Origin of the sequence: Paenibacillus sp. 102, from assembly GCF_039549175.1 — a bacterium.
Taxonomy (GTDB): Bacteria; Bacillota; Bacilli; order Bacillales; family Bacillaceae_G; genus Bacillus_A.
The window spans coordinates 16,934-32,045 of record NZ_JBCGHT010000001.1 but is presented as its reverse complement, the minus strand read 5'-3'; the positions used below and the strand labels follow the sequence as shown (position 1 = coordinate 32,045).

The window sequence follows — 15,112 nt, the reverse complement described above, 5'->3', positions numbered from 1 at the left end:
AGGCCAAAGAAGGCTAAAAAGAGGTTTATTTTTTACGGGTTGTAAATATTTGAGTGAGATGATGATTCATATGGTCGATATAATCTGTAACAAGCCACTCTAAAGTTACCTCATGTTGGCCTTCTAACTTACATGTAAGTTGCCATTGTTCATTCTTTACATTGTTTAATAATTTTATAATTTGTGTGTTAATCGCTTCCCATAATTTTAGAATTTCATTTGATGAAAAAGATTGTTGATAATTATGTGCATACACCCACAAATCTTGATTATAACCAGTGAGTATAATAGCTTCCTTTGAAGTAAGAATATCAACAAAGCGTTTATGGTTTACCGTACCAGAATCGCAAAGGTGACCTAATATTTCTTTTTTAGACCATTTTGTTGGGGTGAGTTTTATATCCATGTCAGAAAGAAGTATCATTTTTTGAGAAGCAGTATGAATTGTATTTTCTAATTGAGTTGCTAATGTAGACATGTGAATCCCTCCGTTTTCCTTAATAACTGGATGTTTACAGCTCAATCCAATACCTTTTTACAATATTTCCATCTTCTTCGATAAAGTCACTGTCACGAAGGCCTCCGTTATGTAAAATTGTTTTCTCAGAAGCAACATTCCATTCGTCGCAAACGACAAGAGCTTTTGTAATATTTAATTCTTTTGTTTTTTCTAATGATAAAGCTAATAATTTTGTAGCATATCCTTTTTGTCTTGCGGAAGGGCGTATACCATAGCCGATATGTCCACCAGCATTGAATAAATGCTCAGTTAAACGGTGACGAATATTTACAGCTCCAACAATTTTTTTATGATCTGTGACAAGCCAATAAGTAGAGTCAGGTACCCAGCCTTTACGGAGATTTTTTCCTTCTGCTGCATCGAGTAGATCTTGAACCATTTCTGGAAAATTAGAAGGATCTTTTGCAATAACCCAAGGAACCATCGTTTCACCACTATTTTTCCATTCTTGATAGAATTCTAGGTACTCCTCTTGTAAGTCGATTGTAGGATCTGCTAAGTAGACATTCATTTTAATTAGACTCCTTTATATGTTTTTTGAAATATTAAAATAATCTTAACATAATTTGGATACTAGAGGAATAAAGTACTTGCGGATAAGGATGTTTATGAATTTAAAGACTATAGATTGAGATGTCCAAATGTTGTTCATTGCCTTAATGAACATGTATGTAATACTGTAATTCTGAATTTGAAACTTACCTTCAATATTTTACCATGTTAATTAATGAGGATAAGTAGATGAAATTTTGTTTGTTTTCGTTTAAACTAAATGTAATATCAGATTAGGAGTATTGATAAATACTACTTAAAGAATATTTAATTTGATTGTTTAGTAAGGAGGATTCGCATGATTGATTTACTGAAAAAGATAGGGTTGTCTGATTTAGAAGCAAGATGCTATTTGACGTTACATGAAGAGTCAGATTTATCCGGGTATGAAGTTGCAAAACGAGTATCTGTTTCAAGAACAAATGTATATGCTGCATTATGGTCATTAACAGACAAAGGAGCTTGCCGAAGTATGGAAGGGGAGACCGTGCTTTATAATGCTGTTCCGATTGAGCAATTAATCCGCCTTTTTCAAGCTGAATTTGAACAAACTTCGAAGGATCTTATGAATCAATTAAAAACTCCACCTAGACCTAAACCAGCTTTTTATAATTGGCAAGGAAGTCATGCGTTAGATAATGCTGTACGCCGCGTTATTGCAAATGCAGAAACATCTATAGTTGTAGATATTTGGTCAGAAGATTTGTATCATATAGAGGAAGCATTACTTGTAGCAGAAAGTAAAGGGATTAGTGTCATCTTAATTACAATGGGAGCATGTAAAACATCTCTTAAACATGTATTCCAGCATTATAGGGATGAAGAGTGGCCTACAGAAGAAAAGAAATTTTCGATTCTCTGCGATTCTAGTTTAGCTTTAATTGGTAGTTTTGAAGGAGATATGAAGCCATCGGCATTAGAGACGAATCATCCAGCAGTAATTGAAGTAATAAAAAATGCTTTTTACCATGATATGATGATGCAGCATATAGAAGAAGATTTTGGAAAAGAATTTCAAGAGAAGTACGGAGAGAATTACCGGAAAATGTTAAGTTATTTCAAAGAAAAAGGTTTGCATGTTTAATTGGGTTGCTTTTGGAAGTATTGCTGCAAATCAAGATATACATGAAAAAATGGAAAAGGAATTCCAAAAAAAAATTTCGCATAAATACAAAAGAGTCCAATATGAGTGGACTCTTTTTCGTTTTTTGATGATAGGAAGAAGTTAGAGTTGTTTCTAAATTAAGACTTGAATTATTCGACTCTTCAGATTATTATGTATGAAATAGTTCATCAGATGAATCGTTATAAAAAGATTTTAAATTGCATGTTAACTATGCAACAGAATGATGGGAGAGAATGAAATGAAAGCTGAAACTGCAAATTTGATAATTGCTTTAAAAGAGATACTTCCTGAAACAGGAGTAGTAGTGAATGAAACGGTGAGAGAATTGCACAGTAAGGATGAATCTTATCATGCCAGTAGTCTACCTGATGTTGTTGTATTTCCAACAACGACAAAAGAGGTTGGTGAAATAATGAAACTAGCAAACAAGTACCAAACACCAGTTGTTCCATTTGGAGTGGGGTCAAGTTTGGAAGGGCATGTGATTCCATATGAAAACGGGATTACAATAGATTTTTCACTTATGAATCAAGTGCTAGAGGTAAGAGAAAAGGATTTTCTCGTTAAAGTTCAACCTGGCGTAACTCGTTTACAGCTTAATAAAGAATTAAAAAAGTATGGCCTGTTTTTCAGTGTGGATCCAGGAGCAGATGCTACACTAGGTGGAATGGCTGCTACAAATGCGAGTGGAACGACTTCAGTAAAGTATGGTGTTATGCGTGATCAAGTTCGGGATTTAGAGGTGGTACTGGCAGATGGAACGATTATACATACAGGGACGCTAGCTGCAAAGTCATCATCTGGTTATCATTTAAATGGCATTTTCGTTGGGTCAGAAGGAACACTTGGTTGTTTTACGGAGTTAACATTAAGAGTGTATGGAATACCTGAGCATACGATGGCAGCAAGAGCATCTTTTCCGACAGTGAATGATGCGGTAGAAGCTGTGATTGATATTTTACAAGCCGGTATTCCAATTGCGAGAATTGAGCTTGTTGATGAACTATCTATGAAACAGGTTAACAAATACAGTGAAACAAACTATAGAGAAGAGCCGACGTTGTTTTTAGAGTTTCATGGTAATGAAGCAGGATTAAAACAAGATGTTGATTTTACAAAAGAAATTGTGAAAGATCATAAGTGTAACGGTATTTCATTTGAAACAGAAACGGCAGCGAGAAATAAATTATGGGAAGCAAGACATAATTTAGCATACGCTTATGTTCATAGCCATCCAGGGAAAAAACTGATGAGTATGGATGTTTGTGTACCTATTTCAGAGTTAGCAAATGCAATACAGTATGCAAAAGAGACTTTAGATGATATGGGAATCGTTGGGGGAATACTTGGACATGTCGGAGATGGGAATTTTCACGTTCTATTAATGGTGAATCCAAATGATATAAAGGAAGTACAGAAAACAGAAGCGGTCAATGAAAAAATTGTGATGTATGCTCTGGAGCGCGGCGGTACGTGTACAGGTGAACACGGGGTAGGGATTGGTAAACGGAAATATCAAGAAAAAGAGCACGGGGCAGCACTTCTTGTGATGAAAAATATAAAACAAACTCTTGATCCGAAAAATATTTTGAATCCGAATAAGATTTTTAAAATCAAAGAATAAGGGATGATTCGATGAAAACGTTAGAAGCAATCAGTAACGTAGCGGGAAAATATTTTGCTATTTGGGTTATTTGTATCGCAGTTATTGCTTTTATGATTCCTTCACCATTCATCTGGTTTAATGGGTATATTACGATTTTGCTAGGTGTTGTTATGTTTGGAATGGGGCTGACGTTAAAAGCGGTTGATTTTAAACTGATTGTAACGAAGCCGTTGCCAGTCATTATTGGCGTATGTGCTCAGTTTATCATTATGCCCCTTGTTGCGTACGCGCTTGCATATATGATGAAGTTACCAGCAGAATTAGCAGCAGGATTAGTTCTACTTGGTTCGGTGCCAGGTGGAACTTCTTCTAACGTAATGGTGTATCTTGCAAAAGGGAACCTTCCGTTATCCATTGCGATGACGTCACTATCGACTTTACTAGCACCAATTGCTACACCCTTCATTTTGTTGTTATTGGCGGGGCAATGGATGCCTGTTGATCCGATGTCTATGTTTCTCTCTATTATACAAGTTATCATTGTCCCAATTATTTTAGGGATAGCAGTTAGAAAATTCTTTCCGACAGTAGTGAATAAAGGTATCACAGTTGTACCTCTTATATCAGTTTTAGCAATTATCATTATTGTTTCTGCAGTTATTTCAGCAAATGTAAGCAGTATTGCCTCTTCTGGTTTGTTAATTCTTGTAGCGGTGATGCTCCATAATGCATTTGGATTTTTACTTGGTTATTTGACAGCGTTGGTACTCGGGCTTGATGAAGGAACGAGACGAGCGATTTCCATTGAAGTGGGGATGCAGAACTCTGGCTTAGGTGTAGCGCTAGCAACCGCACATTTTGGGCCATTAGCAGCATTGCCAAGTGTTTTAGCAGCAGTATGGCATAATATTGCAGGACCTATACTCGCTACTTTTTGGTCGAAAAAAACTGTGGATGTTCTGCGGAATCAAAGTATTCAAGCGGGTGTGGAAAGGTGAACGCGTATCTATTTAAAACGCTTTTCAGTTCAAATACTGAAAGGCGTTTTATGATTCTGTTATAGAAGTAATACTGTCCTTGTAAAATAATAATGATCTGTCCCTGTTGGATTCGCTTCTTTCTAAATATAATTGGGAGATAAAATGATAAGAAAAGAGGAAGGATATGTACATACCAAAATACTTTGATATAAAAGATGAAAAAACGAAATATGAAATCATTGAGCAAAATAGCTTTGCAACGTTATTTTCTCAGAATAATGGAGCACCATATGCAACGCATCTTCCTTTACTATTAAATAGAGACGAGCGTATTCTATATGGCCACTTTGCACGGCCGAATGAACAATGGAGAGACACTGAGAATCAAGAAGTACTTGCAGTTTTTCAAGGACCACACTGCTATATCTCTCCTTCATGGTATGAAACAAACAAAGCTGTTCCAACGTGGAACTATGTAGCAGTTCATGTATATGGTGAAATGGAAATTGTAGACGATGAACAAGAATTAATCGATTCTCTCCGTGATTTAGTAAATAAATATGAAGATCCGGCGAGCTCCTATTCATTAGATGAAGTGGAACCTAATTATGTTGAAGGGTTAAGTAAGGGGATTGTAGGATTTAAAATAAAGATTAATAGAATTGAGGGGAAAGGAAAACTAAGTCAAAATCATTCAGCGAAGCGGCAAGAATTGGTTGTGAAACAACTTGAACAAATTGATAGTGACAATCACAAAGGTATTGCTATGTTGATGAAAGGAAATCTTATAAAGAATGAGGAATGATTTTTTATGTAAAAAAATGCTATCCCTTCACTTTGAGGGATAGCATTATGTTATATAAATAGTAAATCATGAGAAAGTGTTAACTGCATTTTTTCTCACGTACCACAAAAAGTTCGATAAGGACGGGATGATGGTGCAGGGGGCGTAGCATATTCACGCTGTTCAGGCGAATGTGCATAAGGGTTTGAAAGAACCGCAAGCAATTGTTCCATCACGCCATAGTCTCCTTGTTGTACAGCTGCATCTAATGCTTCTTCTACGCGGTGATTTCGCGGGATTATTGCAGGATTATGATCTCGCATCAATTGTTGTGAAGCAGAGTTTGATTCCTGCTGTCTGCTTAACCTTTCTTGCCATTTTTTATGCCAATTTGTAAATTCTGAGCTGTTAAACAAATCGTTATCTTCATGTGAGTTAAACGTTAAAGAAAGGAATGTATTCGTATAATCTGCGCGATATTTTTCCATTATTTTAAGCAACTCTTCAATTAGCTCTTTGTCCAGTGTTTCTTCATTAAATAAGCCTAACTTGGTTCTCATTCCAGCAAGCCAATGTGCTTCATATAACGCGCCAAATCTTGAAAGGTTATCTTGTGCAATTTGAGCAGCTTGTTCCAAATCTATATGTAGCAGTGGCAATAAAGATTCCGCAAATCGGGCAAGATTCCAAACGCCAATATAAGGCTGGTTGCCATAGGCATATCGTCCTTGTGTATCAATGGAACTGAATACCGCTGCTGGATCATATGTATCCATAAAAGCACATGGGCCGTAATCGATGGTTTCTCCGCTAATGGTCATGTTATCGGTATTCATTACTCCGTGAATAAAGCCAACGAGTTGCCATTTTGCAATTAAGCTGGCTTGTCGCTCCATCACTTCTTCAAGCAGCGCTAAATATGGGTTTTCATCTGATTGAATAGCTGGAAAATGACGTTTAATCGCATAATCAGCTAAAGCTTTAAGATCCTCAACTGAACCGCTTGCTGCTGCGTATTGAAATGTGCCGACGCGTATATGACTGCTAGCTACACGTGTCAAAATTGCACCTGGCAAGGCTGTTTCACGCAAGATTGACTCACCCGTTGTTACCACAGCTAAACTACGAGTAGTAGGAATACCAAGTGCATACATTGCTTCACTGATAATATATTCACGTAGCATTGGACCAAGTGCAGCGCGTCCATCCCCTCGGCGGGAGTATGGTGTTCTTCCAGATCCTTTTAATTGAATATCAAATCGTGCACCTGAAGGAGTAATCTGTTCACCGATTAGCAGCGCACGGCCGTCTCCTAGCCTGTTGAAATGTCCGAATTGATGTCCGGCATAAGCTTGGGCAAGAGGAGAAGCGCCTTCAGATACTTTGTTACCGGCAAATACTGCCACACTTTCTTCACTTTGGAGTGCTTCCATATTTAACCCTAAAGAAGTTGCAACAGAATCGTTAAGAATGATTAACTCTGGTGAACGTACGGGCGTTGGAGAAGTTTTTGTGAAAAATGATTCTGGCAGACGAGCATAACTATTGTCAAAGTTCCATCCAGTTTCTTGTGTTTCTTTTTTCTTTTTCATTGTATCTCCTTTTCTTTTTCATTTTAGTTTAAAGCATAATATAAAAAGTATTTCATAATATTCTCCGTTTTATTTGTAGACAGAAGGGGATTTTAATATTGTTGCACTTTTGTCCTTCGCTTTTGTGATCCACTTGTAGATATGTATGATACAACTTTAATCAATGGTAAATAAAAAAATGCATTAGTAATTGAGTTGTATTCAAATGGTTCTGATATATATAGTAACACTTTTATTTGCAGAACCAAAACGTAAACATTTTTCATTATGTAAAGTTCTTTAGTGGATGTTGGAACATTAAGACAGCAAGTTGAAATATAGAATCTCTAGATAAAGTGAAACGTTAATCAGTGGGATTTTTACTGTTTGTGAATGCGGGGTAAATTTTCAGGAATTGAAAACTTTAAGGCTCATCATAAAAAGATTGATAATAAAATGAAGATTTATATTTGGTGAACAATTCCTAACATATAGGGGTGGGATATTAAGAAAAGAAAAAACCACGCTCATTTTATAATGAGTGTGGCTTTTTTTGTTATTATAGCTCGTTTAATTTTCAAGTTAATAGTATATGATTACGCTTTATTTTGTATAAAGAAATTTATCATATAGACAGAATGCGTCTTTTTGGGCGTGCTCTATCTATATGATAAATGATTATGGAAAATAAGTCTATATTTTTCTGGATTTCCTTATTATAGTTAAACTACTGAGCTCAGTAAAATTTATGTGTGTTTTATATGAAAGGAGAAATACGCATGAAATCCATTCATGTTCCAGTTTTAATTATTGGAGGAGGTTTAACAGGGTTAACCTCGGCATTATTTCTTTCTCGTCGTAAAGTGGATTATTTACTCATTGAAAGACATCCAACTACTGCTATTCACCCAAAAGCGGGAGGGATTACTTTTCGCACGATGGAATTATTCCGGGAATTAGGTGTAGAAAAAGATATTCGCGCCGCTGGAAAAGTGCTGGAGAACTGCCGTGGAAGGATTAGTGTAAATGCAATCGCCGAAGCAGACTATGAAGAATTAAAAAGGGTAAAGATGGTTCAGTATGAAAATGATAAAAGTTTGTCCGAGTTGATTAGAAAGATTAGTCCATCAAAGCCGACTTCTTGTTACCAAATTAATTTAGAACCGATGTTACTGCAAGAAGCTAGGCGATTAGGTGGAAAGCTGTGGTTTCATCATGAACTTGTTTCTTACAAGCAGTATGAAATTGGAGTAACTGCTATTGTGCGAAATTGTGAGACGAAAGAGGAACAAATTATTTATAGTGATTATTTAATTGGAGCAGATGGGGCAAAAAGTCCGATACGTAAACATTCTGGCATGCCTACTAATGGTCGTGGTACGATAGGGGGCCATTATATAAATATCTACTTTAAAGCAGATTTGAGTGATTTCATAAAAGGGGATGCTTTTGCTTTCACAATGATTACAAATCCTGAAGTTTTTGGTGCACTGATTCCAGTCAATAATAAGGATTGCTGGATTTATCATGTAGCCTATAATCCTTTACAAGGAGAAGCTCCAGAAGATTTTTCTGTAGAGCGTTGTCAAGAAATTATTCGAAAAGTCATCGGAAAATCAAATTTAAATGCGGAAATATTAAGTATCTCACCTTGGGAAGCAACAGAAAGTACAGCTGAACGTTTTCAAGATAATCGTGTTTTCTTAGTTGGCGATGCAGCTCACCTTATGCCGCCCACTGGAGGCTATGGCTCAAATACAGGTGTTCAGGATGCTCATAATTTAGCTTGGAAATTAGCTGCTGTTATACATGGTCAAGCGAACCGAAAGTTACTAGAAACTTATCATGCGGAGAGGTATCCAGTTGTACAATTAACTACGGATTACGCAAGTAGCATTCTACTACGGGCTATGAATAGAGAAGAAGCTAATTTGAATACTACGGATGGTTTAGCTGTTACTATAGGTTATAAGTACAGTTCCGCGGCAGTAATAGATCAAGATGAGAATCCACACAGAATGGATATTTTAGAGCTCAAGGGAAAACCAGGGACAAGAGCTCCACATATGTGGGGGTTTTATCAAGGAAAGCGGATTTCAATACTTGATTTATTAGGAAGAAATTTTGTGTTATTTACTGGATCAGAACACGATTCTTGGTCAGTGGCTGCACATACTGTTGCTTCACGTTTAAAAATAAGTATTGATGTATATCGAGTTTGTCCAAAAGGTGATTTTATTGTGCAAGATAACATATTTGAAATGTTATATGGAATAGATACTGAGGGAGCTGTATTAGTAAGGCCAGATGGATTTATTGGGTGGCGTACAGAAGAAGTATTAACACCCGATCTAGTACTTGAAGAGGTGTTGAAGTGTATACTATGTAAATCGTCTTAAAATGAAAAATTACCATTAATTGATGAAAAATATTCACAAATTTTCATAGATTTGGTATGATGAAATTCAACAAGTTAATAGAGGGCCGGAGATTTTGAGAAAAGCCATAAGACAATTTTAGGGTACTAGTAGTGTATTCTAAAATGTTTTATGGTTTTTTTGTTGGGGTAAAAAAGCACAATAGAGAATACGATTGGGATAAGGAAAGGTGTGATATAAGAAAGAAACTCTAGAAGAAATAGTTTTTAGTTACATAGAGAATGATACAGTACATAGAGTGATAGATTCAATTTTTTTGCAAGATTGTAATTTTATTATAGGTTTATAAAAAGTATATAGGGTATTTCTTCTATTTCGTGTAAATCTCATTAGCTTGTTGAAATTTGCAACGTGGGAAGGAATGAAAAGCATGAAAAAGATAATAAGTTTTTTAGTTATTTTCTTTACAATAGGGAGTTCTTTTTACGGGGGAACAGTTAATGCGAAAACAGAAAAGAAACATGAATTCAATGCGAATAAGTTTTTAAATATTGCTCATCGAGGAGCGAGTGGACATGCCCCTGAGCATACTTTTGCTTCATATAATCTTGTGAAAAAAATGAAAGCGGATTATTTAGAATTAGATATTCAATTAACAAAAGATGGTCAATTGATTGCAATGCATGATACAGCAGTGGATCGCACTACAAATGGAACTGGCGAAGTAAGAGAAAAAACATTAAGTGAAATAAAAAGTTTAGATGCAGGGTCTTGGTTCAATGAAGCTTATCCAGAGAAGGCGAAGCAAGAATATGTGGGACAAAAAGTTCCAACACTTGAAGAGATATTTCAAAAGTATGGAAGAAGCATGAAATACTATATTGAAACGAAATCTCCTGATGTGTATCCAGGAATGGAAGAAAAATTATTAGGATTGTTGGAGAAATATAATTTAATTGGCCAAAATATGTCTTCAAGCCGAGTTATGATTCAATCATTCAGTCAAGAAAGTTTAAAAAAGATTCATAGTATGAATAAAAATATTCCACTGGTACAACTGCTTTGGTATTATCCAAATGAAAACAATGAGATTATTGAATGGTCAGGGCTTACTCATGCTCCTAAAAGCGTAACAACTCAAGATTTTCAAACGATTAAAGAGTACGCGGTTGGTATTGGACCAAACTTACGTGACGATAATGGAGAACTAATTATTGATAAAACTTTTATTAAAAAAGCTAGGGAAAATAGATTGCTAGTTCATCCATATACGATTAATGAGAAAGAAGATATGAGACTTTTAATTGGATGGGGCGCTACAGGTATGTTTACAAATTACCCAGATCGATTACATAGTGTTTTAAAAGGAAAATAAGAACTAACTTGAAAGTAAACGAATTATGATTTTCTAAAAAACCTAAGTCAAATTAAAATGACTTAGGTTTTTTGGTCTAGCAGATTTATTGCAAGAAATATATTTGTTATATGTAGTTGTATCTAATCTAAATAATCATGATGATGAATCTGATTTTTATCAATTCAGTATGATGTATTTATAATCCCATCAATAAACTTACGTAAAGCGCCCGAATAAAAAATATCTTTCCGAACAATAAAAGTAGTGGGTACTCTTGAAAAACTCTCGGGTAAAAGAGTTAATGCTAAGGAATGTGTATGATCTTGTATAATAGATTTCATCATGATAGCAGTGCCCATACCTGATTTTACACACGCAAGTATAGCTTCAATTGTTCCAAACTCTAATACTCGTTTTGGATAAATTCCTTCTTCATGAAGCCAGTTTTCTAATAGATTGCGATAATAACAACCTTGGCTAAAAGCTAATACATTCATTTTTCCTAAATCATTGAAAGAAGAGAGAGGTAGTTTACTAATGAGCACTAATTCTTCTTCTTGAAATAAGATTGAATCGAGATCAGGATGATGTATATTGCCAGCAATAAATGCGCCTTCAAGTTTTCTTTCTAAAACAAGTTCAATTAATCTTTCCGTTGGATGTGTTTCTAAAATGAATTCAACTTCAGGATACGTCTCATAATACGATGTTAAAATAGAAGGAAGACGGACTGCAGTTGTAGATTCCGTAGATCCAATTTTTAATAATCCTTTTGGATGTGTACCGTTGTTTTGGACAGCTTGAATAGATTGCTCCATTAAAGATATGATTTGTATCGCATAAGTTGATAAAACCTCCCCGTTTGAAGTTAAAGAAACACCTTTTCCGTTTCGGTAAAACAATGGTGCCCCTAATTCATTTTCTAATTGTTTAATCCGCATTGTCACGTTAGATTGCACATAATTTAAGTTTTGAGCCGCGCGCGAGATATTTCCTTCTTTCGCTACTTCATTAAAAACAGTTAGATCTTTTATATCCATCCGATTTCCTCCTATAGATATCAATTATTTTGATGTCTTTTATCATTAATGCTTATTTTACGTGATGTCTGAATTTTTATACAATCGAAACGTATGGAGGGGATAAAATTGTTAAATCAAGAAAAGGCAATGAAATGTAGTAGTTCGTATAAATGGATTGTGCTTATGCTAGCAACAGTAGTGCAAGCAAGTGCAACGTTAATAACATATGGGGTAGGACCTTTAGCATTTTTTTGGAAGAAAATATATCATCTTACTGATATGCAAATGGGAATGTTGTTAACCGCTGTTAATATTGGTCCGCTTTTTTGCATGCTTTTTGTAGGGAGATTACTTGATCAATATAATGAAAGGTTATTAATCGGAGTTAGTTCTATATTGCTCGGTGGATCTATTTTGTTTATTCATATAGTAGATGGATTTATGGGGTTATTATTTGTGCTTGTGGCAGTGGGAGTGTTTTATAGTACTGCACAACCAGGAGGGAGCAAAGTGATTTTAAAATGGTTCCCGAAAGAAAGTAGAGGGCTAGCTATGGGGATTAGGCAAGCTGGCATTCCTATAGGTGGTGCGGTGGCGGGAGCTATTATTCCGATTCTTTCTGTAAAGTTTAGTTTGTCATTCGTGATATATGTTCTTTCAAGTATATGCATTGCGGGAGGAGTACTGTTTTTCATCTTTTATAGAGAGCCTGTTGTTCATCATGAGCCTGCATTAAATAATAAAGGAATTTCTTTTTGGCAACAGTTAAAAGAGGTAATGAGTAACAAGGAATTATATCCTGTTTTGTTTACAGGGGTGTGTATGATTTCATTACAAATGGTGTTGATTGGACATCTTATAAACTTTTTGATTACTGCTGAATCTATATCTCCAATTTTGGCAGGACAAATATTTTCGGTTACGTTATTTTTGGGAATGCTAGGACGAATTGTGTTAGCGGTAATTAGTGATTCTTTTTATAAAGGTAACCGTCAGAAACCACTATTTATTTCTGTAGTTGCTTCGTTTATTTTAGTCTTTATTTTGATACTGAACATACATGATTTTTCGGTATGGGGATTGTTTTTGTTCAGTGGCTTATTAGGGTTCTTCGGCATTGGATGGTTTAGTCTGTTTATGGTTGAAGTTGCTGAAAAATCGAGGCATGGATCAGTAGGGGTTACAGTTAGTCTTGCACTTACGCTAAATCAAATTGCAATTATTTTAGCTCCGCCTATTTTTGGGTTCATTGTGGATGTAAAAGGTTATATGTGGGCATGGATAGGGCTAGCGATATTGCTGTTTACTTCAGTGATAAGTTTATTGAAAAATATGAAAAAAATGTCATGCAAGTGACATTTTTTTGACAATATACTGTATAATCAATTCTGAAAGGAATGGTATAACGACATATGAATAGAGACTTCTGTCGTAATGGGAGTACCCATAAATAGTGAGATAAATGAACTCAGTACTTGGTATTATTTCTTTTTTGCTCATTTCCTCTCTTGAAATTCCCTGTTATTTTCGCCATAATGAGTTGTCGTTCTTTTTCATTCTTTGCATGATGTGTTTTATTTAGAAAAGCATTCGCTTCTTTCCCTTTTAAAATCATAATTTGTTTTCCGTAATATTCAATAAAAACTATGTTATTTTTATTTGTTCGATAACTGAACATTTCGAGATCTAGTTGATTTCGTTTATCGATGTTTCCCAATAGAATTCCTCCTTTATATGTGAATCGTAATGAATGTTACATAAAAAAAGAAATTATAATTAGACGAATCAGATTGTGGATTGGAAATTTTATAAGAAAGTAAATACAATAAAAGTGGTCAAAAATTTGAATATGGAAAGCTTTCCTTGAATAACTTTCCAGTATTGTTAATTCTCTAGGTAGATAGAGATGCAGTTTCGTTTCATAAACATGTAGAGAGGGATAATCAAAATATATGCTAATTTACAGTAATCAAATGAGTCCTTTAATAGAATTAAGGTCTTCTTGTAAATGAATAGAGGTAGAATAAGTATAACGATGAGAATGATAATCAATACAAATTGAATAAAAAGAGGGCTCCTGTATGTTTAAGAGATGTTTAATCGTTTGCTTTATTATCGCAATTTTTTGCTTAAGTGTATATATGTTAATGCAAACAAATAAAAATGAGACACAGACATTAAAAGCATTTTCAGATTCTAATAGTAAAATAGAAAATGATAAGACAAAAGTAAATACAGAGCAGCGTATCCGTTATGAGGTTGCAGCGGAAAAATTAGACCAATATTTAAAAGAAAAAGGGTTTAATGGAACGGTGCTTGTGACAGATAGAAATAATGTGATTTTGCGAAAAGGGTATGGCTATGCAAATATGAAGGATAAAGTCTTAACGACGCCAAGAACAAAATATCGTATTGGTTCGATTACTAAGACGGTAGTAGCAATATCTATATTGCAACTACAAGAAAAAGGAGAATTAAATATAGAAGATAATGTGAATAAATATATCCCTTCCTTCCCAGCGGATAAAAACATTACTTTGAGACATTTATTAACACATACATCTGGACTGCCAGAACAAGGGAAAGGAAAGGTGGATGCAGCATCACACCAAAAATTAGTGAACTGGATTGGCTCACAAACTCTTGAATTTCCTGCTGGGACAGGCTGGAGATATACAGACTATAATTATATGGTACTTGCTTATATCGTAGAGAAAATTTCGAAGCAGCCATTAGCTGAATATGTAAAAGAACATGTTTTTACTCCAGTTGGAATGCATGAATCTGGTATGGGGGCAAAATTCCCTGGAGATATATTTTTCGCAGAAGGTTATATAAAGAAAGATAATGAATTCGTAACTCCGCCAAGGTTAAGGATGAGCTGGTTATACGGTTGTGGCGAAATGTATACAACTGTAGAAGATATGAAGAGATTAGATGAGGCGATTATGGAGGGAAAGCTTCTTTCTAAACAAAGTTTATTAGATATGTTTACTGTTTCACCTGCAAGGAAATATGGTTTTAGTTTTTATATTTATCCAGATTATTACCACAATCACGGAGTACTAGCTGGATGGAATACATTTAATAATTTCAATTGGGATAAGCGGATTTTTGTTATCCTTTTCTCGAATGTCCAAAACGGAATAAGCGATGCATTTAATCAGGAATTTCGAAAGATGGCAAAAGATTTATTAGAAGAAAAGTGAATTTGAA

13 protein-coding genes are annotated in these 15,112 nt (G+C 35.0%); 8 read left to right on the top strand and 5 right to left on the bottom strand.

Features of this window, described 5'->3' with window-relative positions:
• Positions 1–25: 25 nt before the first annotated feature.
• A complete protein-coding gene (locus AAIE21_RS00160) occupies positions 26–478 on the bottom strand; it encodes a DinB family protein (protein WP_343264924.1) in 453 nt (150 codons plus the stop codon).
• A 34-nt stretch (positions 479–512) separates the two neighbouring features.
• On the bottom strand, positions 513–1,031 hold the full coding sequence (locus tag AAIE21_RS00155) for a GNAT family N-acetyltransferase (protein WP_343264923.1): 519 nt from the start codon (positions 1,029–1,031) through the stop codon (positions 513–515).
• Positions 1,032–1,370: 339 nt separating this feature from the next.
• Here AAIE21_RS00155 and AAIE21_RS00150 point away from each other — a divergent pair, with 339 nt between their 5' ends.
• The 4 genes from AAIE21_RS00150 (at position 1,371) to AAIE21_RS00135 (ending at position 5,589) form a co-directional block, all read left to right on the top strand.
• Entirely contained in the window at positions 1,371–2,156 is a 786-nt protein-coding gene (locus AAIE21_RS00150; RefSeq protein ID WP_343264922.1) for a TrmB family transcriptional regulator, read from the top strand.
• Between the two features lie 280 nt (positions 2,157–2,436).
• Entirely contained in the window at positions 2,437–3,822 is a 1,386-nt protein-coding gene (locus AAIE21_RS00145) for an FAD-binding oxidoreductase (RefSeq protein WP_343264921.1), read from the top strand.
• 11 nt (positions 3,823–3,833) lie between these two features.
• The gene (locus tag AAIE21_RS00140) at positions 3,834–4,802 is read left to right on the top strand and encodes a bile acid:sodium symporter family protein (RefSeq protein ID WP_343264920.1); all 969 of its coding nucleotides are present in this window, start codon (positions 3,834–3,836) and stop codon (positions 4,800–4,802) included.
• Positions 4,803–4,968: 166 nt separating this feature from the next.
• Entirely contained in the window at positions 4,969–5,589 is a 621-nt protein-coding gene (locus AAIE21_RS00135) for an FMN-binding negative transcriptional regulator (protein ID WP_343264919.1), read from the top strand.
• A gap of 95 nt (positions 5,590–5,684) precedes the next feature.
• On the opposite strand, the gene AAIE21_RS00130 is transcribed toward AAIE21_RS00135, so the two are convergent.
• Positions 5,685–7,160 (bottom strand): protein adenylyltransferase SelO, encoded by a 1,476-nt coding sequence (locus AAIE21_RS00130; protein ID WP_343264918.1) that lies wholly within the window; start codon positions 7,158–7,160, stop codon positions 5,685–5,687.
• A 758-nt stretch (positions 7,161–7,918) separates the two neighbouring features.
• Between AAIE21_RS00130 and AAIE21_RS00125 the strand changes: the two genes are divergently transcribed.
• Positions 7,919–9,538: an FAD-dependent monooxygenase gene (locus AAIE21_RS00125; protein ID WP_343264917.1), complete on the top strand. Its 1,620-nt coding sequence runs from the start codon at positions 7,919–7,921 to the stop codon at positions 9,536–9,538.
• A 409-nt stretch (positions 9,539–9,947) separates the two neighbouring features.
• The gene (locus AAIE21_RS00120; protein ID WP_343264916.1) at positions 9,948–10,892 is read left to right on the top strand and encodes a glycerophosphodiester phosphodiesterase; all 945 of its coding nucleotides are present in this window, start codon (positions 9,948–9,950) and stop codon (positions 10,890–10,892) included.
• A 164-nt stretch (positions 10,893–11,056) separates the two neighbouring features.
• On the opposite strand, the gene AAIE21_RS00115 is transcribed toward AAIE21_RS00120, so the two are convergent.
• Positions 11,057–11,914 (bottom strand): LysR family transcriptional regulator, encoded by an 858-nt coding sequence (locus tag AAIE21_RS00115; protein ID WP_343264915.1) that lies wholly within the window; start codon positions 11,912–11,914, stop codon positions 11,057–11,059.
• A 108-nt stretch (positions 11,915–12,022) separates the two neighbouring features.
• On the opposite strand from AAIE21_RS00115, the gene AAIE21_RS00110 reads away from it, so the two are divergent.
• Entirely contained in the window at positions 12,023–13,252 is a 1,230-nt protein-coding gene (locus tag AAIE21_RS00110) for an MFS transporter (RefSeq protein ID WP_343264914.1), read from the top strand.
• A gap of 112 nt (positions 13,253–13,364) precedes the next feature.
• On the opposite strand, the gene AAIE21_RS00105 is transcribed toward AAIE21_RS00110, so the two are convergent.
• Positions 13,365–13,613 (bottom strand): hypothetical protein, encoded by a 249-nt coding sequence (locus AAIE21_RS00105; RefSeq protein ID WP_343264913.1) that lies wholly within the window; start codon positions 13,611–13,613, stop codon positions 13,365–13,367.
• Positions 13,614–13,977: 364 nt separating this feature from the next.
• Between AAIE21_RS00105 and AAIE21_RS00100 the strand changes: the two genes are divergently transcribed.
• A complete protein-coding gene (locus tag AAIE21_RS00100) occupies positions 13,978–15,105 on the top strand; it encodes a serine hydrolase domain-containing protein (RefSeq protein WP_343264912.1) in 1,128 nt (375 codons plus the stop codon).
• The last annotated feature ends 7 nt before the right edge of the window (positions 15,106–15,112 follow it).